General features: G+C 54.7%; 26 protein-coding genes. 15 read left to right on the top strand and 11 right to left on the bottom strand.

What is annotated here, in order from left to right; all coding sequences use genetic code 11:
* Nucleotides 1-260: 260 nt before the first annotated feature.
* Both IM314_RS12085 and uxaC read right to left on the bottom strand, forming a co-directional pair.
* Entirely contained in the window at nucleotides 261-1748 is a 1488-nt protein-coding gene (locus IM314_RS12085) for a UxaA family hydrolase (RefSeq protein ID WP_193359001.1), read from the bottom strand.
* A 17-nt stretch (nucleotides 1749-1765) separates the two neighbouring features.
* Entirely contained in the window at nucleotides 1766-3178 is a 1413-nt protein-coding gene (uxaC, locus tag IM314_RS12080; protein WP_041907965.1) for a glucuronate isomerase, read from the bottom strand.
* Nucleotides 3179-3654: 476 nt separating this feature from the next.
* Between uxaC and IM314_RS12075 the strand changes: the two genes are divergently transcribed.
* The 11 genes from IM314_RS12075 (at nucleotide 3655) to IM314_RS12025 (ending at nucleotide 10941) form a co-directional block, all read left to right on the top strand.
* The gene (locus IM314_RS12075; RefSeq protein WP_028014505.1) at nucleotides 3655-4953 is read left to right on the top strand and encodes an MFS transporter; all 1299 of its coding nucleotides are present in this window, start codon (nucleotides 3655-3657) and stop codon (nucleotides 4951-4953) included.
* Between the two features lie 115 nt (nucleotides 4954-5068).
* On the top strand, nucleotides 5069-5845 hold the full coding sequence (gene exuR / locus IM314_RS12070) for a transcriptional regulator ExuR (RefSeq protein ID WP_028014506.1): 777 nt from the start codon (nucleotides 5069-5071) through the stop codon (nucleotides 5843-5845).
* Between the two features lie 343 nt (nucleotides 5846-6188).
* A complete protein-coding gene (gene yqjA / locus IM314_RS12065; RefSeq protein ID WP_008503144.1) occupies nucleotides 6189-6851 on the top strand; it encodes a DedA family general envelope maintenance protein YqjA in 663 nt (220 codons plus the stop codon).
* A gap of 2 nt (nucleotides 6852-6853) precedes the next feature.
* On the top strand, nucleotides 6854-7237 hold the full coding sequence (gene mzrA / locus IM314_RS12060) for an EnvZ/OmpR regulon moderator MzrA (RefSeq protein WP_028014507.1): 384 nt from the start codon (nucleotides 6854-6856) through the stop codon (nucleotides 7235-7237).
* Nucleotides 7238-7380: 143 nt separating this feature from the next.
* The gene (locus IM314_RS12055) at nucleotides 7381-7749 is read left to right on the top strand and encodes a DUF1090 domain-containing protein (protein WP_028014508.1); all 369 of its coding nucleotides are present in this window, start codon (nucleotides 7381-7383) and stop codon (nucleotides 7747-7749) included.
* A 29-nt stretch (nucleotides 7750-7778) separates the two neighbouring features.
* On the top strand, nucleotides 7779-8084 hold the full coding sequence (locus IM314_RS12050; protein ID WP_008503141.1) for a YqjD family protein: 306 nt from the start codon (nucleotides 7779-7781) through the stop codon (nucleotides 8082-8084).
* Between the two features lies 1 nt (nucleotide 8085).
* The gene (locus IM314_RS12045; RefSeq protein ID WP_041907961.1) at nucleotides 8086-8484 is read left to right on the top strand and encodes a phage holin family protein; all 399 of its coding nucleotides are present in this window, start codon (nucleotides 8086-8088) and stop codon (nucleotides 8482-8484) included.
* The gene (locus IM314_RS12040; protein WP_014885330.1) at nucleotides 8481-8777 is read left to right on the top strand and encodes a YqjK-like family protein; all 297 of its coding nucleotides are present in this window, start codon (nucleotides 8481-8483) and stop codon (nucleotides 8775-8777) included. Before IM314_RS12045 ends, IM314_RS12040 begins: the two co-directional genes overlap by 4 nt.
* Nucleotides 8778-9018: 241 nt before the next feature.
* A complete protein-coding gene (locus IM314_RS12035; protein ID WP_014833394.1) occupies nucleotides 9019-9411 on the top strand; it encodes a DoxX family protein in 393 nt (130 codons plus the stop codon).
* Nucleotides 9412-9483: 72 nt separating this feature from the next.
* Nucleotides 9484-10470 (top strand): glutathione S-transferase family protein, encoded by a 987-nt coding sequence (locus IM314_RS12030; RefSeq protein ID WP_041907958.1) that lies wholly within the window; start codon nucleotides 9484-9486, stop codon nucleotides 10468-10470.
* A 105-nt stretch (nucleotides 10471-10575) separates the two neighbouring features.
* Nucleotides 10576-10941: a DUF805 domain-containing protein gene (locus IM314_RS12025; protein ID WP_028014511.1), complete on the top strand. Its 366-nt coding sequence runs from the start codon at nucleotides 10576-10578 to the stop codon at nucleotides 10939-10941.
* A gap of 41 nt (nucleotides 10942-10982) precedes the next feature.
* Here the strand turns inward: IM314_RS12025 and yhaJ are convergent, their stop codons facing one another.
* Complete coding sequence (gene yhaJ, locus IM314_RS12020; protein WP_041907956.1) at nucleotides 10983-11885, bottom strand: DNA-binding transcriptional regulator YhaJ; 903 nt, start codon at nucleotides 11883-11885, stop codon at nucleotides 10983-10985.
* Between the two features lie 104 nt (nucleotides 11886-11989).
* Between yhaJ and IM314_RS12015 the strand changes: the two genes are divergently transcribed.
* Nucleotides 11990-12691 (top strand): pirin family protein, encoded by a 702-nt coding sequence (locus tag IM314_RS12015; RefSeq protein WP_048956675.1) that lies wholly within the window; start codon nucleotides 11990-11992, stop codon nucleotides 12689-12691.
* A gap of 53 nt (nucleotides 12692-12744) precedes the next feature.
* Here the strand turns inward: IM314_RS12015 and IM314_RS12010 are convergent, their stop codons facing one another.
* Both IM314_RS12010 and IM314_RS12005 read right to left on the bottom strand, forming a co-directional pair.
* Nucleotides 12745-14046 carry a serine dehydratase subunit alpha family protein gene (locus IM314_RS12010; protein WP_193359002.1) on the bottom strand — a complete coding sequence of 434 codons (1302 nt, stop codon included), beginning with the start codon at nucleotides 14044-14046 and terminating at the stop codon, nucleotides 12745-12747.
* Nucleotides 14047-14066: 20 nt separating this feature from the next.
* Nucleotides 14067-15398 carry an amino acid permease gene (locus IM314_RS12005; protein WP_041907950.1) on the bottom strand — a complete coding sequence of 444 codons (1332 nt, stop codon included), beginning with the start codon at nucleotides 15396-15398 and terminating at the stop codon, nucleotides 14067-14069.
* A 349-nt stretch (nucleotides 15399-15747) separates the two neighbouring features.
* Between IM314_RS12005 and IM314_RS12000 the strand changes: the two genes are divergently transcribed.
* The 3 genes from IM314_RS12000 to IM314_RS11990 are packed head-to-tail and all read left to right on the top strand — an operon-like array spanning nucleotide 15748 to nucleotide 17025.
* Nucleotides 15748-16197 (top strand): STM2901 family protein, encoded by a 450-nt coding sequence (locus IM314_RS12000; protein WP_010435901.1) that lies wholly within the window; start codon nucleotides 15748-15750, stop codon nucleotides 16195-16197.
* A 2-nt stretch (nucleotides 16198-16199) separates the two neighbouring features.
* A complete protein-coding gene (locus IM314_RS11995; protein ID WP_047364687.1) occupies nucleotides 16200-16517 on the top strand; it encodes a DUF1493 family protein in 318 nt (105 codons plus the stop codon).
* Between the two features lie 22 nt (nucleotides 16518-16539).
* Nucleotides 16540-17025 carry a type VI secretion system tube protein TssD gene (locus tag IM314_RS11990; RefSeq protein WP_193359003.1) on the top strand — a complete coding sequence of 162 codons (486 nt, stop codon included), beginning with the start codon at nucleotides 16540-16542 and terminating at the stop codon, nucleotides 17023-17025.
* 75 nt (nucleotides 17026-17100) lie between these two features.
* Here the strand turns inward: IM314_RS11990 and IM314_RS11985 are convergent, their stop codons facing one another.
* The 6 genes from IM314_RS11985 to tdcA all read right to left on the bottom strand — a co-directional run bounded on the left by IM314_RS11985 (nucleotide 17101) and on the right by tdcA (nucleotide 24559).
* A complete protein-coding gene (locus IM314_RS11985) occupies nucleotides 17101-17511 on the bottom strand; it encodes a Spy/CpxP family protein refolding chaperone (RefSeq protein WP_047364691.1) in 411 nt (136 codons plus the stop codon).
* A 152-nt stretch (nucleotides 17512-17663) separates the two neighbouring features.
* Nucleotides 17664-19958: a formate C-acetyltransferase gene (gene pflB / locus IM314_RS11980; RefSeq protein ID WP_193359004.1), complete on the bottom strand. Its 2295-nt coding sequence runs from the start codon at nucleotides 19956-19958 to the stop codon at nucleotides 17664-17666.
* 15 nt (nucleotides 19959-19973) lie between these two features.
* Complete coding sequence (gene tdcD, locus IM314_RS11975) at nucleotides 19974-21182, bottom strand: propionate kinase (RefSeq protein WP_193359005.1); 1209 nt, start codon at nucleotides 21180-21182, stop codon at nucleotides 19974-19976.
* 29 nt (nucleotides 21183-21211) lie between these two features.
* Nucleotides 21212-22543, bottom strand: a complete 1332-nt coding sequence (tdcC, locus tag IM314_RS11970) for a threonine/serine transporter TdcC (RefSeq protein ID WP_047367071.1) — start codon at nucleotides 22541-22543, stop codon at nucleotides 21212-21214.
* Nucleotides 22544-22552: 9 nt separating this feature from the next.
* On the bottom strand, nucleotides 22553-23542 hold the full coding sequence (gene tdcB, locus IM314_RS11965) for a bifunctional threonine ammonia-lyase/L-serine ammonia-lyase TdcB (RefSeq protein WP_023326154.1): 990 nt from the start codon (nucleotides 23540-23542) through the stop codon (nucleotides 22553-22555).
* 96 nt (nucleotides 23543-23638) lie between these two features.
* On the bottom strand, nucleotides 23639-24559 hold the full coding sequence (tdcA, locus tag IM314_RS11960; protein ID WP_045260099.1) for a transcriptional regulator TdcA: 921 nt from the start codon (nucleotides 24557-24559) through the stop codon (nucleotides 23639-23641).
* Nucleotides 24560-24917: the final 358 nt, after the last annotated feature.

Below are 24917 nucleotides of genomic sequence, written 5' to 3'. Positions count from 1 at the left end.
GGCGATTGAGCCGCCCTGGCACGTTCACCGGCCATGTCCTTACAGAGTAGCAAGGAACATAAAGTGAACGGAATGACCACTTCAGCCGTATGTTCCCCCTCACCCCAGCCCTCTCCCTCAAGGGAGAGGGGGTCGTCCGTGCTGGCATTATTTTGTGGGGATTCCTCAGCCCCGTGGGAGAGGGTCAGGGTGAGGGCATCAGGCCGCACCGATTAAAGTTCAGTAGGTCGGGTAAGCGCTAGCGCCACCCGACAAAACACTTAAAGCGTCACACCACTCTTAAAGATCGCCAGCTCGCGGAAGTCGTTCTTCTCGTTACAGGTCTGCCTGCCGTTAGCAAACTCCACGATAGTGTCCACGAACTCCGTCAGCAGCTGCGGCATCGCTTTGCCGTGGATCAGCTGGCCTGCGTCGAAATCGATCCAGTGCTTTTTCTTCGCCGCCAGCTCGCTGTTGGTGGCGATTTTCACCGTCGGCACAAAACCGCCGTACGGCGTACCGCGACCGGTGCTGAACAACACCATGTGACAGCCCGCCCCCGCCAGCGCGCTGGTGGCGACCGCATCGTTGCCCGGTGCGCTCAGCAGGTTCAGGCCGTGGGTTTTCAGGCGTTCACCGTAGCGCAGAACGTCCACCACCTGGCTGGCCCCCGCTTTCTGGGTGCAGCCGAGGGATTTCTCCTCCAGCGTGGTGATTCCGCCCGCCTTGTTCCCCGGCGACGGGTTCTCGTAAATCGGCTGATTGTGGGCAATGAAGTACTGTTTGAAGTCGTTCACCATGGTGACGGTCTTCTCAAACGTCTCTTCGTCGCGGCAGTGGCTCATCAGAATGCGCTCAGCGCCAAACATTTCCGGCACTTCGGTCAGCACCGTGGTGCCGCCGTTGGCAATCACGTAATCCGAGAAGCGGCCCAGCATTGGGTTAGCGGTAATGCCGGAAAGACCGTCAGACCCGCCGCACTCCAGGCCAAACTTCAGTTCGCTCAGCCTCCCCGGCTCGCGCCTGTCGTGGCGCATCACCTCATACAATTGATGCAGCTGCTCAACGCCCGCTTCCACTTCGTCGTCCTGATGTTGGCACACCATGAAGTGCACGCGCGCAGGATCGAATTCTCCCAGCGTCTCGCGGAAGGCGTCGACCTGGTTGTTCTCGCAGCCGAGGCCGATCACCAGCACCGCGCCCGCATTCGGGTGGCGCACCATGTTTTGCAGCATGGTGCGGGTGTTGATGTGGTCGTCACCCAGCTGGGAGCAGCCGTAGGTGTGGCTGAACAGATGTACCCCGTCGATGCCCTCGGCATCGTGGGTCTCCTTCAGAAAGCGGGTCTGGATCTGACGCGCAATGCCGTTCACGCAGCCGACGGTCGGCAGGATCCACAGCTCGTTGCGGATCCCTACATCACCGTTTGCGCGACGGTAGATTTGCACCTCACGATCCCCCGCCTGCACGCCTGCCTTCGGTAGTTCAGGCTGATAGCTGTACTCGTCCAGATCGCTGAGATTGGTGCGGGTATTGTGGGAATGAATATATTCACCCGGCGCAATATCCGCCAGCGCATGGCCGATGGGCAAACCGTACTTCACCACGTTCTTCCCTTTTGCAATGGGGATCAGGGCAAACTTATGTCCACGTCCAATGGCCTGGCGCAACGTGACCGACTGGTTATCGAAGGCTACTTCCGTGCCTTCGGTTAAATCTGCCAGCGCGACGGCCACGTTATCCAGCGAATGGATTTTGATGTATTGCATATCAACCTCAGACGGCCTTAGTTCAGTTCAATGGCGAAGTAGTCACGCGCATTGTTAAAGCAGATGTTTTTCACCATGTCGCCCAGCAGCTGGAGATCCGCTGGCGCTTCACCCGCGTGCACCCAGCGGCCAATCATCTGGCACAGGATGCGGCGGAAATATTCATGACGGGTATAGGACAGGAAGCTGCGGCTGTCGGTCAGCATACCCACGAAGCGGCTTAACAGACCGAGCTGCGCCAGCTGCGTCATCTGACGCTCCATGCCGTCTTTCTGATCGTTGAACCACCAGCCGGATCCGAACTGCATCTTGCCCGGCATACCTTCGCCCTGGAAGTTGCCCACCATGGTGCCCAGCACTTCGTTATCGCGCGGGTTCAGGCAGTAGAGAATGGTTTTCGGCAGCAGGTTTTGCTCGTTCTGTTTGCTCAGCAGTTTTGACAGCTCTTCCGCCAGCGGGCGGTCGTTGATGGAGTCAAAGCCCACGTCCGCGCCCAGCAGTTTGAACTGGCGCTGGTTGTTATTGCGCAGCGCGCCGATGTGGTACTGCTGTACCCAGCCGCGACGCGCGTATTCCGCACCGAGGAATACCAGTACCGCCGTTTTGAACTGCGCCACTTCGTGCTCGCTAAGCGATTCACCGGAGAGGCGACGCGCCAGGATGCTGTCCAGTTCAGCTTCGTTGGATTCCGCGAACAGCACCACGTCCAGCGCATGGTCAGAGACTTTACAGCCGTGCGCCGCGAAGTGGTCCAGGCGTTTGGTCAGCGCGGTTTGCAGATCGGCGAAACGACGGATGTCGGTATCGGACACTTCCGCCAACTTCGCCATATAGTCGTTGAACGTGGCCTGCTCAATATTGAAGGCTTTGTCCGGGCGCCAGCTTGGCAGCACTTTAATGTCAAAAGAGGCGTCTTTGGCGACAACGGCATGATGCTCCAGGGAGTCAATCGGATCGTCGGTGGTGCCCACCATCTTCACGTTCATCTGCTTCATGATGCCGCGCGCGGAGAAGTTATCCTGCGCCAGCAGTTCGTTGCACTGGTCCCAGATTTCATCCGCCGTAGCGGGAGAAAGCAGCTTGCCGGTGATGCCAAACGGACGGCGTAGTTCGAGGTGCGTCCAGTGGTAAAGCGGGTTGCCGATAGTGTGCGGAACGGTCGCCGCCCAGGCGTCGAACTTCTCGCGATCGGTCGCGTCGCCGGTACACAGGCGCTCGGCCACGCCGTTGGTGCGCATTGCGCGCCATTTATAGTGGTCACCCTTCAGCCAGATATCATACAGGTTTTTGAAGCGGTAATTTTCGGCAACCTGCTGCGGCGGTAAGTGGCAGTGGTAGTCGAAAATCGGCTGGTCTTTAGCGTAGTCGTGGTACAGGCGGCGGGCAAATTCGGTATCTAACAGAAAATCGTCGGTCATAAACGGCGTCATTATCGTCTTCCTCATTACGGGAGCGTCAGAAAGCGTATGTTCATATGCTGCAAAGTTATCACACCAATTTCCACCCACCGAAGCTTTTTTCGTGAGTGAGATCAATAAACGCTAACAAATAAATTACCCTCAATGGGTTAAACCCTTCTACAGGCCGCGCCGTTTCTGGCTTTGCGCGCAGCGATTAATGTCCCTACAAAGAATCATACATTTGTGATGTCACTCACCTTTTAAAGTTGTATGACAAGTTATCGTTTCGCCGTCGCAAACACTAAGCCGACGGAATGCGTTACCGGTGTGAGACACATCGGATTTAACGGTACGGATACCGACTTATGCACGCTTACTTATGGCAAGGTTCGGGCCGTTCCGGGACATTCTCCCGGCTACGCCCCTCCCGTTACACAACTGCTCCCGGCAACGGTTGAGAGGTTGCCGTGCTCTGGCGCGGAAATAACATAACGATGAGGTTTTAGATGCGTAAAATTAAAGGGTTACGTTGGTATATGATCGCACTGGTGACGCTGGGCACCGTGCTGGGCTACCTGACACGTAACACCGTGGCAGCCGCGGCGCCAACGTTGATGGAAGAGCTGCATATCTCCACGCAGCAATACTCTTACATCATCGCGGCCTATTCTGCCGCTTACACCGTCATGCAGCCTGTTGCTGGGTATGTTCTCGATATTCTGGGTACCAAAATCGGCTATGCCTTCTTCGCCATCGCCTGGGCGGTGTTCTGCGGAGCCACCGCGCTGGCGGGCAGCTGGGGCGGCCTGGCGCTGGCGCGTGGCGCGGTCGGTGCGGCAGAAGCCGCGATGATCCCGGCGGGACTGAAGGCCAGCTCTGAGTGGTTCCCGGCAAAAGAGCGTTCCATCGCGGTGGGTTACTTCAACGTGGGTTCGTCCATCGGGGCGATGATTGCGCCGCCGCTGGTGGTGTGGGCTATCGTGATGCACAGCTGGCAGATGGCTTTCATCATTTCCGGCGTGCTGAGCTTCGCCTGGGCAATGGCGTGGCTGGTTTTCTATAAACACCCGCGCGATCAGAAAAAACTCTCCGAGGAAGAACGCGAATACATTATTGGTGGTCAGGAAGCGCAGCATCAGACCAACAATGGCAAGAAGATGTCCGTCTGGCAGATCCTGGGCACCCGTCAGTTCTGGGGTATCGCCCTGCCGCGCTTCCTGGCTGAACCGGCCTGGGGCACCTTCAACGCGTGGATCCCACTGTTTATGTTTAAAGTCTACGGCTTTAACCTGAAAGAGATCGCGATGTTCGCCTGGATGCCGATGCTGTTCGCTGACCTGGGCTGTATTGTAGGCGGCTACCTGCCGCCGCTGTTCCAGCGCTGGTTTGGGGTGAACCTGATTGTTTCCCGTAAGATGGTGGTGACCATGGGCGCCCTGCTGATGATTGGCCCGGGCATGATCGGCCTGTTCACCAGTCCGTATGTGGCTATCGCCCTGCTGTGCATCGGTGGGTTTGCGCACCAGTCCCTGTCCGGCGCGCTGATTACGCTCTCGTCTGACGTCTTCGGTCGCAACGAAGTGGCCACCGCCAACGGCCTGACCGGGATGGCCGCGTGGACCGCGAGTACGATGTTTGCGCTGGTCGTCGGCGCGCTGGCGGATACCATCGGCTTCAGCCCGCTGTTCGCGGTGCTGGCAATCTTCGACCTGATGGGCGCGGTGGTTATCTGGACGGTGCTGAAAAGCAAATCCGCAGAGGAGCTGGCGAAAGAGTCTCTCGGGCGACCGGCTACGCAGAGTTAGCGAAAATGCGTTTCACCGAAGCCGCCCCCGGGCGGCTTTTTTAATGGCAAAATCTGGAGAGTATTCCGTGAAAGTGGTATAACAAATCATCTGCCGTACCCTGCCTGGAGCGCATATGGAAATCACCGAACCACGTCGTTTATATCAACAACTTGCTGCCGAGCTGAAAGATCGCATCGAGCAAGGGGTCTATCTTGTCGGTGATAAACTTCCCGCCGAGCGCTTTATCGCGGATGAAAAAAGCGTAAGCCGAACCGTGGTGCGCGAAGCGATTATCATGCTGGAAGTGGAAGGCTACGTTGAGGTACGCAAAGGTTCCGGCATTCACGTTATTTCTAATCAGCCTAAACACTCTCCGGTGGCGGATGAAAGTCTTGAATTCGCCAGCTACGGTCCGTTTGAGCTGCTCCAGGCTCGCCAGCTGATCGAAAGCAATATTGCCGAATTTGCCGCCACGCAGGTGACCAAGCAGGACATCATGAAGCTGATGGAGATTCAGGAGAACGCTCGCAAGGAAAAATGTTTCCGTGATTCCGAGTGGGACCTGCAGTTTCACGTTCAGGTCGCCCTGGCAACCCAAAATACAGCGCTGGCGGCAATCGTTGAGAAAATGTGGACTCAGCGCGTTCACAACCCGTACTGGAAAAAACTGCACGATCATATTGATTCGCGTACCGTGGACAACTGGTGTGACGACCACGATCAAATTCTTAAGGCGCTGATTCGTAAAGATCCCCACGCCGCGAAGCTCGCCATGTGGCAGCACCTGGAGAACACCAAGCAGATGCTCTTCAATGAAACCAGCGACGACTTCGAATTTAACGCTGACCGTTATCTTTTTGCCGATAATCCTGTCGTTCATCTCGATACGGCCCCGAGCGGCGCAAAATAGGCGACCTTTCTACCGGCAGGCGCTTCGCTGCGCCTCCCCGCCTGAATGGGTAAGCAAAACATATATAGTGTCAGCCTTTGTAAAATCCCTCGCTCACTTTCAGGGCTTACGCCAAAATCACCTCACCCTGCAAATTCTGTGACGCAGAACGTTGGGCTTTGTTACAATTGGATTCACTTCGTTATTTTGAAAGTTAGTGCTTGCTAACCAGCCAATTAACAGGGAACAGTGTTGGCCACACCGCAATGTGTCCGCGAGCGACCATAATGAAATCACAACAATGTCGCCGTGCTGTTTGTCCCGGATAACAGGCGAGACGTTAACCGATTTCCAGGAACACTGAATGGAACTTTTGACCCAACTGCTGCATGCCCTTTGGGCGCAGGATTTTGAAACGCTGGCCAACCCTTCCATGATTGGCATGCTCTATTTTGTCTTGTTTATGATTCTGTTCCTTGAGAATGGTTTGCTGCCTGCAGCCTTCTTGCCGGGTGACAGTTTGCTGGTGCTTGTCGGCGTGCTGTGTGCCAAAGGCGCAATGGCGTTCCCGCAAACCATTTTATTACTGACCGTCGCGGCCAGCCTTGGCTGCTGGGTGAGCTATATCCAGGGAAGATGGCTGGGCAATACCCGAATAGTACAGAACTGGCTTTCCCATCTGCCTGCGCACTATCACCAGCGGGCACACCACCTGTTCCATAAGCATGGGCTTTCCGCGCTGCTGATTGGCCGCTTTATCGCCTTTGTGCGCACCCTGCTGCCCACCATTGCCGGGCTGTCCGGGTTGAGCAGCGCACGCTTCCAGTTCTTCAACTGGATGAGCGGCCTGTTATGGGTTCTGATCCTGACGACGCTGGGCTATGCGCTGGGTAAGACGCCGGTCTTCATGAAATATGAAGATCAGCTGATGTCCTGCCTGATGCTGCTGCCTGTTGTTCTGCTGGTCTTCGGCCTGATCGGCTCGCTGGTTGTCCTGTGGAAGAAAAAATACGGAGCGCGAGGTTAACGATGGTTATCTCACCGCTCGCCATGCGCCGCTTTGCCTGTGCCTTTATTGCACTGGTGATGCTCAGCGCCGTACTGCTGGCCTGGAACACGCTTTCACATCAGGACGCTACGCTGGCCATTCGCCCGGTAAACCAGGGGGGCGGTGTGCCTGACGGTTTTTCTGTCTGGCATCATCTGGATGCAAACGGCATCCGCTTTAAAAGCATCACCCCGCAGGACGATGTTTTACTGATTAAGTTTGATTCCCGTGCGCAGAGCGCTGCCGCGAAAGCGGTGCTTGACCGTACGCTGCCGCACGGCTATATCATTGCCCAGCAGGAAGATGACAACCCGCCAGCTGCGTGGTTATCATTGATTCGCGATACGTCGCATCGGTTTGGATAACTTCCTGGATTCCGAATCTTTTCACTCACTTTGGTGAATCCCCCGTTTACTTACTATGCTTAAGTACGCGGAGCACCCCTCAAATGTACTCCGCATCATTTTGGATAGCGGCTAACCCCGCAGCACAATGGAAGGTTTCGATAATGAAATTCCGCATGACCCTGGCTCTGGCCCTTTTTTCTTTAAGCACAACGACCTTCGCAAACTCTCTCTGTCAGGAGAAAGAACAGGATATTCAGCGTGAGATCGGTTATGCCGAAAAGCATAACAATCAGCACCGTGTTGATGGTCTCAAAAAAGCGCTGAGCGAAGTGAAAGCGAACTGTTCAGACAGCAAGCTGCGTGCCGATCACCAAAAGAAAATCGCTGAACAGAAGGACGAGATAGCCGAGCGCCGTCAAGACCTGCAGGAAGCGAAAGAGAAAGGGGATGCGGAAAAAATTGCTAAGCGCGAGAAGAAGTTGAAAGAGGCGCAGGACGACCTGAAAGCGCTGGAAGCTCGCGATTATTGAGTTAACGGAAATCTCAACAGGAGAGAATCATGTCAAAAGATACGACGTCTGAACATCTGCGCGCTGAACTGAAATCCCTGGCCGATACCCTTGAAGAGGTGCTGAACTCCTCTGCCGATAAGTCGAAAGAAGAAGTAAGCAAGCTGCGCAGTAAAGCGGAGCAGGCGCTGAAAGAGAGCCGCTACCGCCTGGGTGAAACCGGTGATGCACTGGCGAAACAGACCCGTGAAGCGGCTGCGCGTGCAGATGAATATGTGCGCGACAATCCATGGACGGGAGTTGGTATTGGTGCCGCAGTGGGTGTGGTGCTGGGTGTCCTGCTGACGCGTCGTTGATATGGAAGATCCTCGTCACGCACAAGGGCCTGCTAATAACGTCCTCGGCATCGGCCAGCGTATTTTAACGACGCTGGTTGGGATTGCCGAAACGCGCGTCCGGCTGGCAGTGGTCGAACTGGAAGAGGAGAAAGCGAACCTCTTCCAGATGCTGCTGATGCTCGGGCTGACCATGCTCTTCGCCGCGTTTGGTCTGATGAGCCTGATGGTGTTAATCATCTGGGCCATTGACCCGCAGTATCGACTTAACGCGATGATTGCCACGACCGTCGTTCTGCTGGTCGCGGCGCTGATTGGCGGCATATGGACGATGCGTAAAGCGCGCAGGTCCACTTTCCTGCGCCACACGCGCCAGGAACTGGCTAACGATCGCGCCCTGCTGGAGGATGACAAGCCGTGAGCGATAAAGCGGAACGTCAGAAGCGAAAAGCGTACCTGTTAAGTCAGATCCAGCAGCAGCGGCTGGATCTGTCTGCCAGCCGCCGTGACTGGATCGACGCGACGCGACGGTTTGACCGAGGCTGGAATACCTTCCTGAGCCTGCGTTCGTGGGCGCTGGTCGGCAGCAGCGTGATGGCTATCTGGACGGTTCGTCATCCGAATATGCTCATCCGCTGGGCCCGACGCGGTTTTGGTGCCTGGAGCGCCTGGCGTCTGGTCAAAGCAACGTTGCGGCAACAACAGCTGCGGTGATAAACGCAAAACGGTAACTCAGGTTACCGTTTTTTGTTTTTGCCCTTCTCCCCGTGGGCCGAGGGCATCAGCGCGCACTTGCCCTTACTCAATATCTTTGAAGAAGATTGACAGTTTTCCTTGCTAACAATTGCTACCCGCCCCGTTTACACTCCTCTCCATCGACAGCAGAGCCGCGGTATCTACCCGGAATTGCAGACAAATAATGTTTAGCCGCTTATGTGGTTTCCTGGAGAGTAAAATGAAAAAATTAGAAGATGTTGGTGTACTGGTAGCACGTATTCTGATGCCAATTCTGTTTATCGTGGCAGGCTGGGGCAAAATCACCGGTTATGCGGGTACCCAGCAGTATATGGAAGCCATGGGCGTTCCGGGGTTCCTGTTGCCACTGACCATTCTTCTTGAGTTCGGCGGCGGTCTGGCAGTCCTGTTCGGCTTCCTGACCCGCACCACCGCGCTGTTTACCGCAGGCTTCACCTTGCTGACCGCGTTCATCTTCCACAGCAACTTTGCGGAAGGCGTGAACTCACTGATGTTTATGAAAAACCTGACCATCGCGGGTGGCTTCCTGCTGCTGGCGATCACCGGCCCGGGCGCATACAGCATCGACCGCGTTCTGAATAAGAAATGGTAAGCACGCTATACTGAATAAACACAAAGCGAGGAGACATCTCCTCGCTTTTGCTATCTGACGGAGGAGTAAAAAATGGGACAACTCGTAGACGGCGTCTGGCAGGATGTCTGGTATGACACCAAATCCACCGGTGGACGCTTTAAGCGCTCTGTTTCGGCCTTCCGTAACTGGCTGACCGCCGACGGTGCCCCCGGCCCGAGTGGCGAAGGGGGCTTCGCGGCTGAGAAAGATCGTTATCATCTTTATGTTTCCCTCGCCTGCCCGTGGGCGCACCGCACGCTGATTGTGCGCAAGCTAAAAGGCCTCGAATCCTTCATTCCGGTTTCAGTCGTCAACCCGTTAATGCTGGAAAACGGCTGGACGTTCGACAGTGATTTCCCCGCCGCGACCGGTGATGACCTGTATCACCACGATTTCCTCTACCAGCTCTACCTGCGCGCCGATCCGCACTACACCGGACGCGTTACCGTACCGGTGCTGTGGGACAAGAAAAACCAGACGATAGTCAGCAATGAGTCCGCGGAAATCATCCGCATGTTCAATACCGCATTTGACGCGCACGGCGCCCGCGCCGGGGATTACTACCCGGTTGAACTGCGCGATAAGATTGACGAGCTGAACAGCTGGATTTACGACAACGTCAACAACGGTGTCTATAAGGCCGGTTTCGCCACCAGCCAGGAAGCCTATGACGAAGCGGTCGGAAAGGTGTTTGAATCGCTGGAGCGCCTGGAGCAGATCCTGGGCCAGCATCGCTACCTGACGGGCGATCGCCTGACGGAAGCGGACATTCGCCTGTGGACCACGCTGGTTCGCTTTGACCCGGTCTATGTCACCCACTTTAAGTGCGATAAACACCGCATCAGCGACTACCTGAACCTGTATGGTTTCCTGCGCGACATCTACCAGATGCCGGGCATCGCGGAGACGGTCGACTTCGACCATATTCGCACCCACTATTTCCGCAGCCACAAGACCATCAACCCGACGGGTATTATCTCCATTGGCCCGTGGCAGGATATGGATGAACCGCACGGGCGCGACGTGCGTTTCGGATAATTATTTAGGGAATCAATTGATTCCCTTTTTTAATTCACAGCATACATCTATCCTTACCTCGATCGCTTAGAAAACAAGTGATTGACTGATTAAGAGGCAAGGAAAATGGACTGGTATTTAAAAGTACTGCGCAACTACGTTGGATTTGGTGGCCGCGCCCGCCGCAAAGAGTACTGGATGTTCGTTCTGGTGAACTTCGTCCTGATTATGGTGCTGGGCATCGTGGATAAAATCCTCGGCTGGGAGCGCGCCGGCGGTGAAGGTGTACTCACTACGATTTATGGCTTGCTGGTTTTGCTGCCTTCATGGGCCGTGCTGTTTCGTCGTCTCCACGACACCGATCGTTCGGCGTGGTGGCTGCTGTTGCTGTTGATCCCGCTTGTCGGCTGGATCGTGATTTTAATTTTCAACTGCCAGAGCGGGACGCCGGGCGAAAACCGCTTTGGTCCGGATCCTAAGATCGGCGCGTAAATTACTGCCCGGTGGCGCTTACGCTTACCGGGCCTGCTCGCTTATTTGTTGTGATGCGCAAACAGCTTTGGAATTTCGCGCAGGCACCACGATTTGGCTTCGCCCATGCTGTCGCGGCGCCACGCCATAATAATGTCCACTTCGCTGGTATACTCCGGGCTCACCACCCTCAGTCGCCCTTCCGCAATATCTTTTTCGACAAACGGGTAGGGCATCGTCGCCACGCCCAAACCGGCCAGCAGCGCCTGCCGCTTGTTTTCCAGTGACGTGACCGTCAGACGCGGCTGTTTATCCAGCAGCTGAACCGTCAGCACCGGACGCTCGCGCGCGGTATCCGCCACCGCCACGCCGCGGTACTTCACGCGCGTCACTTCAGAGAGCGGCTCCGGCTCCTGGTGAATCGGGTGATCCGGCGCGGCGACGTAAACGTTCATGACGCTGTAGAGCTTGCGCGAGTTGATTTCTGACGATGAGCGGAAATGCATGTCAGGCGCAATGACGATATCCGCCCTGCCCGTCTCCAGACGCTCCCACGCCCCGGCCAGCACCTCGGTGATGATCGACAGCTGCGTATTGGCCTTCGCCGCCAGGCGGTCCACCAGCGGGAACAGCGCTTCGGTCGGCACCAGCGCTTCGGTGACTAACGTCAGGTGGGTTTCCCAGCCTCGCGCCAGCGCTTCGGCGTCCGTGGTGAGCTTGTCCGCCGCTTCCAGCAGCACGCGACCTCGCTCCAGCAGCATCCGCCCCACGTTGGTGAATTTTGTTCGATGACCGGAGCGATCGAAGAGCACGACGTCCAGCTCTTCCTCCAGTTTTTGCATGGTGTAGCTTAACGCAGACGGAACGCGCCCCAGCTCATCTGCCGCCGCGGCAAAGCTGCCGCGCCGGTCAATCGCGTCCATGACGCGAAGCGCCTCAAGCGTCAATGCTCTCTCTTTAGCCATCTCGTTCTCATTCAGGAAATTTGAACATACCAGGCAGAATATCTGGCTAACAATGCAGCGTCCATACCTTTACCATTGTTTTAGTGTAAAGAGAGGTCAAGTTTATGATTACGACAAGAACAGCGAAACAGTGCGGACAAGCCGATTTCGGTTGGCTGCAGGCCCGCTACACCTTTTCCTTTGGACACTACTTTGACCCTAAACTCCTCGGTTACGCTTCACTGCGCGTGTTGAACCAGGAAGTGCTCGCCCCAGGCGCCTCCTTCCAGCCGCGTACGTATCCGAAAGTCGATATCCTGAACCTGATCCTGGAAGGCGAGGCAGAATACCGCGATAGCGAGGGCAATCATATCCAGGCAAAGGCTGGCGAAGCGTTGTTAATTTCCACGCAGCCGGGCATCAGCTACAGCGAGCATAACCTCAGCAAAGACAAAACGCTGACGCGCATGCAGCTGTGGCTCGACGCCTGCCCTGAGCGAGAAAACCCGCTGGTGCAGAAAATAGATCTGAAGGGCGATAAACAGCAGCTGATTGCCTCGCCTGACGGCAGCAAGGACAGCTTGCAGCTGCGACAGCAGGTATGGCTGCACCATATCGAACTGAAAAAAGGTGAACAGGCAAGCTTCCAGCTGCACGGCCCGCGCGCCTATTTGCAGTCCATTCACGGTACGGTGCATGCGGTAACGCACGCGGAAGAGAAAGAAGCGCTCACCTGCGGCGACGGGGCGTTTATTCGTGACGAAGCGAATATCACCCTGGTGGCAGATACGCCGCTGCGCGCGCTGCTGATTGATTTGCCGGTGTAAGAGTTGCTCGATCGGTCCCTCTCCCCTTTGGGAAGAGGGACGAATGCCAATCGCTACACCTTACTCGCCATAATCTCAATAATCTGCCGGTCCGTTGCCTGCATTGAGCGGCACGCCAGCGCGCACAGGTTCGCGATCGACTGCTCCACGTCGTGCGCTACAATCCCCTCGTTGCCCGTCACGCCCGACTCATCCAGCGCCATCATCACGGCTTTCCAGGCGCTGGTGACGCTGGTCGAGACTTTCATGGCGCAGCTGTTAGACGCCCCGTCGCAGATCATCCCGCTGACGTCACCGATCATACTGCCGATGGCCATTGCAATCGTCTGATAGCTTCCGCCCATCAGCCACGCCATCCCTGCGGCGGCCCCCATACCGGCCGTTGTCGCCGCACACAGCGCGGACAAACGCGGAAGCTGGTAATGGATGTAGATAGCCGACAGGTGCGAGAGCATCAGCGCCCGCGCCAGCCGTTCGTCATCGGCCTGAACATGTTCAGCGACCACGACAACCGGCATGGTGGCTGTAATTCCCTGATTCCCGGAGCCCGAGTTGCTCATCGCCGGCAGCGTCGCACCGCCCATGCGGGCATCCGAGGCCGCACTGGTGCGGATAACGATGTCTGAACCCAGATCCTGCGCCATCCATCCGCGTGCGCGCTGCTTATTGAGGGTGGCGCCAATGTGTAGCCCCCACTTCCCGCTAAGCCCTTCACGAGAGAGCGCGTCGTTCAGTTGCCCTGCTTCCAGGATAAAGCGGATCGCCTCGAACGGTACCTGTTCGACAAACTCCAGGATCTGCGAGAGCGTGGTATTTGACAGTACCGCCAGCGGATCGTTACTTACCTCGGCCTGCCGCTCGTCAAGACTGAAGCGCGTTTCGCCGTGACAAACCACCTCCACCACGCGGGTATGTCCGCCCGCAATGGTCACCATGGCCGAGGCCTCACCGGCGTAGACGCAGGCACGTGAATAGAGGATCTCATCGCACGGCTCCTGCAATTTCACCTGCACCAGACCGGCGTTAAGCATTGCTTTGGCCCGCGCCAGCGCATCGGCGGTGACATCTTTCAGCACCTCCAGCCCCGCCTGCGCATTGCCACCGATGGCACCCAGCGCCGCCGCAATGGGCAACCCGACCATGCCGGTGCCCGGCACCGTTACGCCTAACCCGTTTTTCATCAGGTTCGGCGATACCCACGCTTCAATCTGCGTGACCTCCCCCGGCAGATTTTCTGCGGCAATCGCACAGGCCAGCGCCAGAGAAATAGGTTCGGTACACCCAAGTGCAGGTTTCACTTCTTCCTGCACCGCGCGAATAAATTGGTTCCATAAAGTTTGAGTTTGCTCAGACATCGTTACGACCTTATTTGCCCTCAGGAGAACGCGAGGAAAGGAGAAACACAAAGCAGCAGTCCGGTGATGACGATAATCACCAGCGATACGCCCTTATATTTATGCAGCGCCGGTACCTTGTAGACCAGCCACGCAGGGATCAGGCAGCCCACCATGCCGAAGATGGGGCTACAGATAGAGGTGAAGCTCAGTACCGGCGCGTTTAACACGATCGCGCTCCAGGCCAGCAGGATAGCGAACAGCATGATCCCGCGCTGGACGATGCTTTCATTAATACGTTCAGCCGGCATTTTACGGCGCAGGATATTCATCACGATCCCCTGCGTGGCTTCGCGGAAGCCGAGATAGACGCCGAAGAAGGCGGTCATCACGGCAAAAATATTGAGGATCACGCTGACGATTTTGACCCAGCCCGCGCCGTCACCGCTGATAAACTGCGCCGCAATCGCCAGGGCGGAAATGTTCTGCTCGTAGGCTTTCACCGCTTCGTCGTGTCCCATCGCCAGGGTGAAAGAGACGGCGTAGAAGAAGACCGTGACAAACAGTATGCCAAAGGCGATATTCATCGCCCGCAGCGCCTTATGACGCGCCACCTCAACGGATTTTTCCCGTGAACGATAGGAAATCACCATCGGGCTTAATGTCTGGATAAACAGAATGGAGGTTAAGGTAAAGGGCAGCGTAATAATGGCATTTTTTATCAGCAACCCCATCGGCGGCAGCATGCCCACGTTGGCTAAATGCCAGAGGCCGATCATCGAAAGCCCCAGCGCCGCCACCACAAATAATTTGGTCAGCACCATCAGACTGGAGACTTTAAACAGCAGCTTTTCACCGCGCGAAGAGATGGCGACCAGAATACAGATCAGGAATAAACCGTAGAACGGATTTTCCGACAGCAACCCCTCGGTGACACCGAAGGTGTGCAAATAGGATGCGCTGTCGTTGGTGATAGCCGTGGAATAGACAAACATCCAGATGACCAGCATCACGAAATAGAGCGCACCTAATAAGATGCCCCAGTTTTTACCTAAATAACCGCTAATCACGCTCGGGTAGTCTTTGCACTCCGGCGATTCCGCCAGCGTATTAATAAACAGGCGCTGGAACAGGTACATGGCCGGATAACCAATAATTGACGAGAGCAAAAAGACCCACAGGCCCATTAATCCTACCTGCACCGGAAGAAAAACAATCCCCGCGCCAATAGCCATCCCGATACTCATGATGACCCAGCCCGTGTCGGTGCTGTCGAATTTGATCGCCTCTCGCCATTCGCTTTCGCTCATTCCCGCCCGCCTTGCCGCAGGGGAATCACTCACAATCACACTGCTGTTTGTTGCCATATTCATTGGGCACTCGCTTATTTTGTAGGGTAAACAATTGTTTTTATTAGGTTCCGATCGCCAGCGATTGCGATTCAGAGAGTGCAGGTGTGTGTTGTTGGTGTGGGAAGATCATATCCGGAGAGAGGGAGAAAAAAGTCACAATTTTTATAAGGACTTTCTACGTTGCGAGTAAAAAATTCTATGAAACGCTAAAATGCAGATAATATTTTCTAAAGGTGATATAGCTCAAAAAATCATATCATATTTAAAACGAGAATATTTCGGAATTTATAAAGATGAATGCCCTACTCTCAGCCCTTTCTTTTTTATAGGATGACATCTCAACAAACCAACTGATGATTATGGTTATACTATGGACACCGTTGAAGAACTCAATGGGACATACTTTTATAAAGGTGTATGTAACATCTCCGCATCCGAGTTATTTTTTTGGATTTTTCTGGATGCCACTGATGAACAGTTCGGCGGATTAAAGGATGCAGTAATGATGGCCACTATGATTCTTGGTTTACCTATACTTGAAACCAGAACAAAGCCAGAAACGGCTACAATAGGCACATCTGTGGCATCTAAATACCTGCGAGATCTTCTGAATGTACAGCTACCACACCGACTACCTACAATTACACTTGCAAGCTTTAAATACAGAAAACCAATGTATACCAAAAACTTAGGTGCGTTCATTGGCCGATGGATACCTGCACTTGGGATTACCATACTTGCTGCAGATGTTGCAATGATAAGTTACAAAACGCTTTCAAGATATAATACGATTGCTCACCCAAAAGACCGGATTTGGTGAAGATGAACAGTGAAGCTGATGTTTTAAAATTCTTCAGGGACAATTTACCAGAACAAGGCACATTTACGGGCAAGAGAATCCCGCTTGAAATAGATGATGTTTTACAGGATTACACCGATCTGGATGATATCGTATATGCCATTGAGAGATTCGAAAAAGAGTATCTTATCGAAGTTAACACTGAAAATTATTTCCCCTGGACTCAAACCTGGTTTTTCAGGAAATGGTTTACTAAAGAACCGGTTAAGCAAATATCAAAGCCATTGACAGTAAGAATGTTTGCCGAAGCGGTAAAAGCAGGAAAGTGGATACACGATTGATTTATAGAAGGAGTTTTTTATCATGGCCGTACCTGTTCACATTTGGTTCTATGACGACGGTGGCTCACTCATTAAAGGTTCATGTGATGTTCAGGATCGTGAAGGGAGTGTTGAAATTAGAGGTTTAACCCACAACTTAAGTATTCCAACCGATCCACTCTCCGGAAGATTAACCGGAACGAGGAAACACGCACCTTTTTTGTTCGAGAAGGAAATTGATAGTTCATCTCCCTACCTTTATAAGGCGGTAGCGACAGGGCAAAACCTTAAGAAAGTTGAGATTAGATATTACCGAATTAATAACGCAGGTTGGGAGGTTGAATACTTTAGAACTGAACTGGAAGGTGTGAAAGTTGTCTCTATCTCGCCTATTGTTAACGATACTCGCAACTGTCCTGGTACCGGCCACCTTGAATCTGTTCAATTGCGCTACGAAAAAGCGACCTGGACCTATTGCGACGGGAATATTCAGTTTGCTGATGCATGGAATGAACGTGCGTCGGCATGATGTTTAGAATTCATTCTCACAGAATCCAATTGAAGCGATTCTGTGAGGTTTCATTTTAAATGATTGATTCCAGGCTCACTCAGCCAGCGCGTTAGCCATATCAGTTCTGATCTGCTTACGCTGTTCCGGCGTCAATACCTGGCTGACATCGAAGTAATATTTCACGCGGTAATAGCGGGTCTGCTCTTCAATTTTGCTGAATGCGCTAAGCTGGCTTTTCACCATGCTTTCGTCCCATTTCCCCGCCTGGAACATGTCGATCAGCGCGCCGTCCTTCACCCCCGTCATCGGGATCTTGCTGACATTTTGTTCCAGCTGCTTATGCAGATCTTCAATCTTCTTAACCTGGTCATTACTAAGCTTCAGGTGCTGTACTAGCGGATCCTGCGATGGAGACGGGGCAGCCTCAACGGTCGCGGCTTGTGCCGTAAAACTGCATACTGCCAGCGAGGCGGCAACCAGCGCAATACGGGTCATTTTCATCATCTTACTGTCCTTACATTCTGTTATAGGAAAAAGCAGGAGCATTGTTTTTCAAGAGCGGATGAATATGTGTGAGTAATTATATAAACAATTTTGTATGTTTAGCCGGCAAAAAAATGCCCCCTATGGAGAGGGAGCGCTGGATATGAATTTCATCAGATGGATTGCGTAAACGTACGCGAAATCACGTCCTGCTGCTGCTCGCGCGTCAGAGCGTTAAACCGTACCGCATAGCCGGATACGCGAATTGTCAGGTTCGGGTAGCTCTCCGGATGGGCAATGGCATCCAGCAGCATCTCCCGGTTCATGACGTTGACGTTCAGGTGCTGCCCGCCCTCAATAGACGCTTCGTGATGGAAGTACCCATCCAGTAGCCCCACCAGGTTGGTTTTGCGCACCAGTTCATCCTTGCCCAGCGCCTGCGGCACAATGGAGAAGGTATAGGAGATCCCGTCTTTCGCGTAGGTAAACGGCAGCTTGGCGACCGACGTTAGCGAAGCCACCGCCCCTTTCCTGTCGCGACCGTGCATCGGGTTGGCGCCAGGCGCAAACGGCGTGCCGCCGCGGCGTCCGTCTGGCGTGTTGCCCGTTTTCTGGCCGTAGACCACGTTGGAGGTAATAGTCAGGATCGACTGAGTCGGCACCGCGTTGCGATACGTCGGCAGCGCCTGGATCTTCTTCATAAATCGCTCCACCAGGTCGCAGGCGATGCTGTCCACGCGATCGTCATTATTGCCGTACTGCGGATAGTCCCCTTCGATGACGAAGTCCACCGCCAGGCCGTTGTGGTCGCGCACTGGTTTCACCGTGGCGTACTTAATCGCCGACAGGGAATCCGCCGCCACCGACAGCCCGGCAATGCCGCAGGCCATGGTGCGATAGACGTCCCGGTCGTGAAGCGCCATCAGCGAGGCTTCGTAGCTGTACTTATCATGCATGTAGTGAATGAGATTCAGCGCGCTGATGTACTGCACCGCCAGCCAGTCCATAAAGTGATCGAGGCTCGCCATCACGGTGTCGTAATCCAGCACCTCATCCAGCAGCGGCTCGGTTTTCGGGCCGACCTGGATCTTCAGCTTCTCGTCCACCCCGCCGTTGATCGCGTACAGCAGCGTTTTAGCAAGGTTGGCGCGTGCGCCAAAGAACTGCATCTGCTTGCCGATCACCATCGGGCTGACGCAGCAGGCAATGGCGTAGTCGTCGCTGTTGAAGTCGGCGCGCATAAGATCGTCGTTCTCATACTGCAGCGACGAGGTGACGATCGACACCTGCGCGGCGTATTTCTTAAACGCGATCGGCAGCTGTTCAGACCAGAGGATAGTCAGGTTCGGCTCCGGCGCGGGCCCCATGGTGTGCAGGGTATGCAGGTAGCGGAAGCTGTTTTTTGTCACCAGCGTACGGCCATCCAGCCCCATGCCGCCGATCACTTCCGTGGCCCAGATCGGATCGCCGGAGAAGAGCGTGTCGAACTCCGGCGTGCGCAGGAAGCGCACCATGCGGATCTTCATGATGAAGTGGTCGACCAACTCCTGGGCCTGCACCTCGTTCAGCCTTCCTGCCTGCATGTCGCGCTCAATGTAGATATCAAGGAACGAGGCCGTACGCCCCAGCGACATCGCCCCGCCGTTCTGGGATTTCACTGCGGCAAGGTAGGCAAAGTAGACCCACTGCACCGCTTCCTGCGCGTTCATCGCCGGACGTGAAATATCAAAGCCATAGTTCGCCGCCATCTGCTGGATCTGCAGCAACGCACGCTTATGCTCCGCCAGTTCCTCGCGCAGGCGGATCGTCGCCTCCAGATCTTCGCCGCGCTCCAGCCTCCCCTGCAGATCGGCAAACTGCAGTTCACGCTCGCGCACCAGATAGCTGATGCCGTACAGCGCCACACGGCGGTAATCGCCGATAATGCGCCCGCGCCCGTAGCCGTCCGGCAGACCGGTCAGCACGCCAGATTTACGGCAGCGCATCATCTCCGGGGAGTAAACGTCAAACACGCCCTGGTTGTGGGTTTTACGCAGGTCGGTAAACAGGTATTCGAACTGCGGATCCATCTCGCGGCCGTAGGCTTCGAAAGAGCTGCGGATCATGTTGATCCCGCCGTACGGATGCAGGGCACGCTTGAGCGGCTTGTCGGTTTGCAGGCCGACGATCGTCTCAAGATCCTGGTCGATATAGCCCGGTCCGTGGGCGGTAATGGTGGTGGCAATGTTGGTGTCGAAATCCACCGGAGCGTGGGTGGCATTCTCCTGGCGAATGCCGACCATCACCTTCTGCCACAGCGCCGTCGTTGCTGGCGTCGCCTGCGCGAGGAAAGCTTCATCGCCTTCATAAGGGGTGTAGTTATGCTGAATAAAATCGCGGACGTTAACGGCGTTTTTCCATTCTTCACCGCGAAACCCGGCCCATGCGTCGCTGTAGGGTGCGACGCCCGTATCGATTGTTACTTTCATCAGATTCTCGCTTTATCAGGCGTAAGCCGCAGCCGGGGTGACCTTCCCAAGACGGAGGGCGTCCAGCGCGATCATTTTTTCTTCGTTGGTAGGGATAACCGCGCAGGTCACGCGGGACGACTCGGTGGAGATGACGCGCTCACCCGCGCTGCCCGGCAGAGCGTTTTTCGCCTCGTCGAGCGCGATGCCAAACACCTTCAGATGTTCCGCCACCAGCGCGCGGATCAGCGTGGAGTTTTCACCGATGCCGCCAGTGAAGATCACGCCATCCAGACGGTGCAGAGACGCAGCGTGACCGGCGATATGCCGCGCTATGCGGTGGACAAAGGTCTTTATCGCCAGCTGCGCCCGGTCATTGCCGTCATGCCAGGCTTTCTCCAGCGCGCGTAAATCGGAGGAGATACCGGAGATGCCAAGCAACCCGGACTCTTTGTTGACCACGCGCTCCAGATCCTCGAACGACTGGCCGGTCTGCTGGGCAATCCACGCCATTGCGCCGAAGTCCACGTCGCCGCAGCGCGTGCCCATCACCAGCCCTTCCAGCGGCGTCATCCCCATTGAGGTATCGACGCTTTCACCGTTGCGCACCGCGCAGATGGACGCCCCGTTGCCGAGATGGGCAATCACCAGGCCGCTGTCCTCGGGGGACAGCCCGAGGAGCGCGTGCGCCTGACCGGACACGTAGCGGTGAGAGGTGCCGTGGAAACCGTAGCGGCGCACGCCCAGCTCTTCAAAATAGCGGTACGGCAGACCGTACAGATACGCCTGCGGCGCCATGGTCTGATGGAAACTGGTGTCAAATACCGCCACCTGCTGCACTCCGGGGAACAGGCGCTCTGCGGCTTCCACGCCGCTCAGGTTGGCGTAGTTATGCAGCGGCGCCAGCGGGGAAACCAGGCGGATCTGCTCAATGACCTCTTCCGTGATCAGGGTCGACTCGCTGAAGAGATCGCCGCCGTGAGCGATGCGGTGGCCAATCAGGGCCACGCTGCTCATCAGGTCGCGTTTCTCCAGCTCGAGGGCGATGGCGGCCAGCGCCCCTTCGTAGTCCTGGTGAGCCAGTCTGACTGGCTCACCCCCGTTCACGGAAATAAAGGCTTTTTCAGTGTTGATGCCGTCCGCAATGCCCGTCAGCAGGGCATCGCAGCCTGCTGCGTCCAGCACCGAAAACTTAACGGAGGACGATCCGCAGTTAATAACCAGTACTACCGGAAATTCAGTCATGTGTTACTCCGCTCTTCCTGAGCTTTGGGTTAGAACAGTTTGTAAACGATATTCAGAATGGTCAGCAGGCCGACCACGGTCACGAAGATGTTCTCGGTCCGGCCTTTGTATTTCGCCAGCGCGGGCGCTTTACGAATGGCGTACATCGGCAGCAGACACAGCAGAGAGGCGATAATTGGCGCCCCCATGGCTTCAATAAGGTCGAGAATGTTCGGGTTGGCGTAGGCCACAATCCAGGTGGAGCCCATGATGAAAATCATGCTGATGGTGTTCAACTTGCCGACGGAGACGTTCTTCTTATCGCCCTTGTAGCCGAACTTGAGGATCAGGCCGTTCAGCCCCTCCAGCGTGCCCAGGTAGTGGCCGAAGAAGGATTTAAAGATAGCGACCAGCGCGATGATGGAGGCGCCGTATTCCAGCACCGTGGCGAACGTGGATTTACTGCCCGACATCGAGGCAAAGTGGTTCGCCAGGTAAGAGAGCACCGGAATGTTCTGCGCTTTGGCATCCGCCATGTTCTGCGGAGAGAGCGTAAACAGGCAGCTAAAGGCGAAGAACATCACCACCGCCACCATCAGCAGGCTGGCGCGACCGATGATTTTGGAACATTTCTGCTCGGTGAATGCTTTCCCGAACTCCGGCTCGTACTCTTCGCGCTTGGAGACCACGAACGAGGAGACGATGGGCGAGAAGTTAAAGGAGAAGACCATGATGGAGATCCCCAGCCACACCGTGACCAGAATGCCGTCATGACCGGTAAAAGCGATATCGCTCAGGTTGACCTGGTCGATTACCGCCGAGTTCCAGTACGGGATCAGCGACAGGGAAATCAGCACCAGGCTGGCAATGAACGGGAACACCAGGTAGCTCATCACCTTCACCATCAGGTCTTTCCCGAACCAGATCACAAAGGCCATCAGCAGCAGCAGGAACAGCGCCACCACGCCGCGGTTCAGCGCAGGCATCTGGAGCTGGTTTTCCCAGAAGGTCATAAAGGTGTTAGTAATGGTGACGCCGTAAATCCACAGCAGCGGGCAAATGGCGAAGAAGTAGAGGAAAGTGATCACCACCCCACCGGTTTTCCCGAAGTGCTCTTCCACCGTTTCGGTGATGTTGCCGGAGACGTTGCTGCCGGATAAACAGAGGCGCGCCAGCGCGCGGTGGCAGTAAAACGCAATCGGGAAGGCGAGAACCAGCATCAGCAGGATGGGGATCAGTCCGCCAAAGCCTGCGCGAATGGGGAAGAACAGCACGCCTGCGCCAATGGCGGTACCAAACAGGCCGAGCGTCCATGTGGTGTCAGACTTACGCCAGGAGGACGTTTTTGTCTGGCCAACGATAATGCTTTCTGTGTTGCTCATAGGTCACCTTTATGCGTCAACGAAGCCGGTAATTTGGGAAACACGGGAGAGATCGATATTGCCGCCGGAAATAATGCAGACGGTTTTACGGCCCTGAATATAGTGGTCAAGCTTGCCGCTTAATAACGCCGCGCAGGCCAGCGCGCCCGCACCTTCCGTCACCACTTTATTTCGCTGAATAAGGGCAATCATGCTGTTGCGAATATCGTCTTCGCTCACCAGCACAATGTCATCGACCAGTTCACGAACAATTTCGAAGGTTAATTTACCCGGACGAGACACGTCGCAGCCGTCGGCTAATGTGCCGGTAACGCGATGGTTGGTTATTTCTCCGGCCTGCCAGGAAGCCGCCATGCCGTGAACATTTTCAGACTGTACGCCGATAATATTGATTGTCGGGTTGATGGATTTAATTGCTGTCGCAATACCGGCAATTAAGCCGCCGCCGCCGATAGGGACAATCACGTTATCCACGTCGTAAAGATCTTCAAGAATTTCGAGGCCGATGGTGCCCTGCCCGGCAATGACTTTCGCATCGTCATAAGGCGGAATAAATATGCGCCCCTCCATCTCGACGATTTCGCTCACCTTAGCGATGGTGTCGTTAAAGTTCTCGCCGTGCAGCACCACTTCCGCCGAATAGTCGCGGGTAGCGGCGACCTTGGATTTTGGCGCGCCCATCGGCATCACCACTTTGCCGTCGATACCGAGCATGGCGCAGGAGAGCGACACCCCCTGAGCGTGGTTTCCTGCGGAGCAGGCCACAACCCCTTTGCGTTTTTCTGCGTCCGTCAATGAACTTAACTTATTAAACGCCCCGCGTATTTTAAAAGAACCGGTACGCTGCATATTTTCAAATTTCAGGAATATCTCACCCTTACAGCGTTCGCTGAGATAATTTGAGCGCGGCATGCCGGTTTTATAAATTTTTCCCGCCAGGCGTTTTCTGGCGTCCTGAATATCTTCAATCGTTACCGGGAGATCGTAAGTAATGTGCATAATATCCTCGTTATAATAATACATTGTTTTCAGGCAAAGTCAGGGTATCAGAGCGTTCAAAAGCGTCGCTCCGGGTGTTTTAAAACTTAATTATTTCTATCGTCGTTTATCGATATCCATCGACGAATATTGTTTTGCCAGTTCAACTAATACTGACGCCGATTTTTTAATACTGTAATTTTTCGACCACACGGCGGCATAGCGCGCCACGGGTAATTCATCTTCCACCGGCAGGACGATAAACTGGTCCGAACCGAACGGCGCAATCATGTCACGGGGGATCACCGTCAGGTAATCGGCATTAAGGACAAGGTTATAGATAGTGACGACGGAATCGGTCTGGACGATGTTTTCAATGCTGATGCGGTTGTCTTGCAGGGTGGTCAGGAGTTCGTTGTAGTAGCCCATATCGGTTTGCGGCATCACCCACTGCTCATGCGTAAGTGATGCCAGTCTGGTCGGGCCGGTGCACGTTCGTGATTTACTCGCCACCAGCACAAACTCGGATTCAAACAGTGGCTCAACGTGAAGGTCCTGAAGCAACATTCCGTCGCTCAGCGTGCCGATGGCAAAATCCAGCCGACCGTCGCGAATGGCGGGCAGGAATGAAGAGAGCTGCGCTTCATACATGGAGACGCGCGCTTTCGGGAACACTTCCCTGAATTTTTTGATCATCTCAGACAGGAAGGTGAAGCCAATCAGCGACGGATAGCCAAAGGAGACGTCCATGACGGTACTAAAACTGAGGCTGTTGATTTCGCTCACCATGTTTTTCATTTCGCGGGTGATCGACTCAGCGTATGACAGCAGCACCTGACCAGCGGCAGTGAGTTTTACGCCGGTGTTTTTACGCACCATCACTTCCACCCCGAAGTAGGATTCGATGTCGCTGATGATTTTGCTGACGGCGGGTTGCGTCAGGCCTAGTTGTCTTGCGGCAGAACCTATGGAGCCACTTTTAATGACTTCCTGAAATACCACGAGGTGCTGAGTTTTCGGTAGAATAATAGTATTCATAATATTCTGCGCTTATTTCCCTATGACGCAGCGGATTCTACCCAATAATGTTTCAGGGGGTATGTGCTGTTACTCACAATTTGCTTCCCCGCGCATTTTACGGGCACAACAAGAACCTAAAAAACACTTTACAATCAATATCATAAAAAATTAAAAGCACACCATTACGCTGATATCGATCAATAAAATCAGCAGTAATAAATTTATTTTATGGCGATAACCTTGATAAATTTCTCTGCGTTAAATAAATCAATAAAGACTAACTTTCAGACAATTAAAGGCCAATAAATAACCGTTATTCCTTTTAAACATTCTTTCAAATTATCAAATTTTGCAGAGGATTTTTGGACAGCTTTTT

Origin of the sequence: Enterobacter cloacae complex sp. P42RS, from assembly GCF_014930595.1 — a bacterium.
GTDB classification, from domain to species: domain Bacteria; phylum Pseudomonadota; class Gammaproteobacteria; order Enterobacterales; family Enterobacteriaceae; genus Enterobacter; species Enterobacter bugandensis.
The sequence above is the reverse complement of the archived record's forward strand: the minus strand, read 5'-3'. Positions and strand labels throughout refer to the sequence as shown.

Bases quoted from the DNA above. Each gene is read 5' to 3' on its own strand.
- IM314_RS12015 (WP_048956675.1), top strand. From the start codon at position 11,990: ATGATTACGACAAGAACAGCGAAACAGTGCGGACAAGCCGATTTCGGT.
- IM314_RS11990 (WP_193359003.1), top strand. From the start codon at position 16,540: ATGGCCGTACCTGTTCACATTTGGTTCTATGACGACGGTGGCTCACTC.
- tdcB (WP_023326154.1), bottom strand. From the start codon at position 23,542: ATGCACATTACTTACGATCTCCCGGTAACGATTGAAGATATTCAGGAC.
- IM314_RS12055 (WP_028014508.1), top strand. From the start codon at position 7,381: ATGAAATTCCGCATGACCCTGGCTCTGGCCCTTTTTTCTTTAAGCACA.
- tdcA (WP_045260099.1), bottom strand. From the start codon at position 24,559: ATGAATACTATTATTCTACCGAAAACTCAGCACCTCGTGGTATTTCAG.
- yhaJ (WP_041907956.1), bottom strand. From the start codon at position 11,885: ATGGCTAAAGAGAGAGCATTGACGCTTGAGGCGCTTCGCGTCATGGAC.
- IM314_RS12045 (WP_041907961.1), top strand. From the start codon at position 8,086: ATGGAAGATCCTCGTCACGCACAAGGGCCTGCTAATAACGTCCTCGGC.
- tdcD (WP_193359005.1), bottom strand. From the start codon at position 21,182: ATGACTGAATTTCCGGTAGTACTGGTTATTAACTGCGGATCGTCCTCC.
- IM314_RS12025 (WP_028014511.1), top strand. From the start codon at position 10,576: ATGGACTGGTATTTAAAAGTACTGCGCAACTACGTTGGATTTGGTGGC.
- exuR (WP_028014506.1), top strand. From the start codon at position 5,069: ATGGAAATCACCGAACCACGTCGTTTATATCAACAACTTGCTGCCGAG.
- IM314_RS12050 (WP_008503141.1), top strand. From the start codon at position 7,779: ATGTCAAAAGATACGACGTCTGAACATCTGCGCGCTGAACTGAAATCC.
- IM314_RS12005 (WP_041907950.1), bottom strand. From the start codon at position 15,398: ATGAATATGGCAACAAACAGCAGTGTGATTGTGAGTGATTCCCCTGCG.
- IM314_RS11985 (WP_047364691.1), bottom strand. From the start codon at position 17,511: ATGATGAAAATGACCCGTATTGCGCTGGTTGCCGCCTCGCTGGCAGTA.
- tdcC (WP_047367071.1), bottom strand. From the start codon at position 22,543: ATGAGCAACACAGAAAGCATTATCGTTGGCCAGACAAAAACGTCCTCC.
- IM314_RS11995 (WP_047364687.1), top strand. From the start codon at position 16,200: ATGAACAGTGAAGCTGATGTTTTAAAATTCTTCAGGGACAATTTACCA.
- uxaC (WP_041907965.1), bottom strand. From the start codon at position 3,178: ATGACGCCGTTTATGACCGACGATTTTCTGTTAGATACCGAATTTGCC.
- IM314_RS12000 (WP_010435901.1), top strand. From the start codon at position 15,748: ATGGACACCGTTGAAGAACTCAATGGGACATACTTTTATAAAGGTGTA.
- pflB (WP_193359004.1), bottom strand. From the start codon at position 19,958: ATGAAAGTAACAATCGATACGGGCGTCGCACCCTACAGCGACGCATGG.
- IM314_RS12010 (WP_193359002.1), bottom strand. From the start codon at position 14,046: ATGTCTGAGCAAACTCAAACTTTATGGAACCAATTTATTCGCGCGGTG.
- yqjA (WP_008503144.1), top strand. From the start codon at position 6,189: ATGGAACTTTTGACCCAACTGCTGCATGCCCTTTGGGCGCAGGATTTT.
- mzrA (WP_028014507.1), top strand. From the start codon at position 6,854: ATGGTTATCTCACCGCTCGCCATGCGCCGCTTTGCCTGTGCCTTTATT.
- IM314_RS12035 (WP_014833394.1), top strand. From the start codon at position 9,019: ATGAAAAAATTAGAAGATGTTGGTGTACTGGTAGCACGTATTCTGATG.
- IM314_RS12075 (WP_028014505.1), top strand. From the start codon at position 3,655: ATGCGTAAAATTAAAGGGTTACGTTGGTATATGATCGCACTGGTGACG.
- IM314_RS12085 (WP_193359001.1), bottom strand. From the start codon at position 1,748: ATGCAATACATCAAAATCCATTCGCTGGATAACGTGGCCGTCGCGCTG.
- IM314_RS12030 (WP_041907958.1), top strand. From the start codon at position 9,484: ATGGGACAACTCGTAGACGGCGTCTGGCAGGATGTCTGGTATGACACC.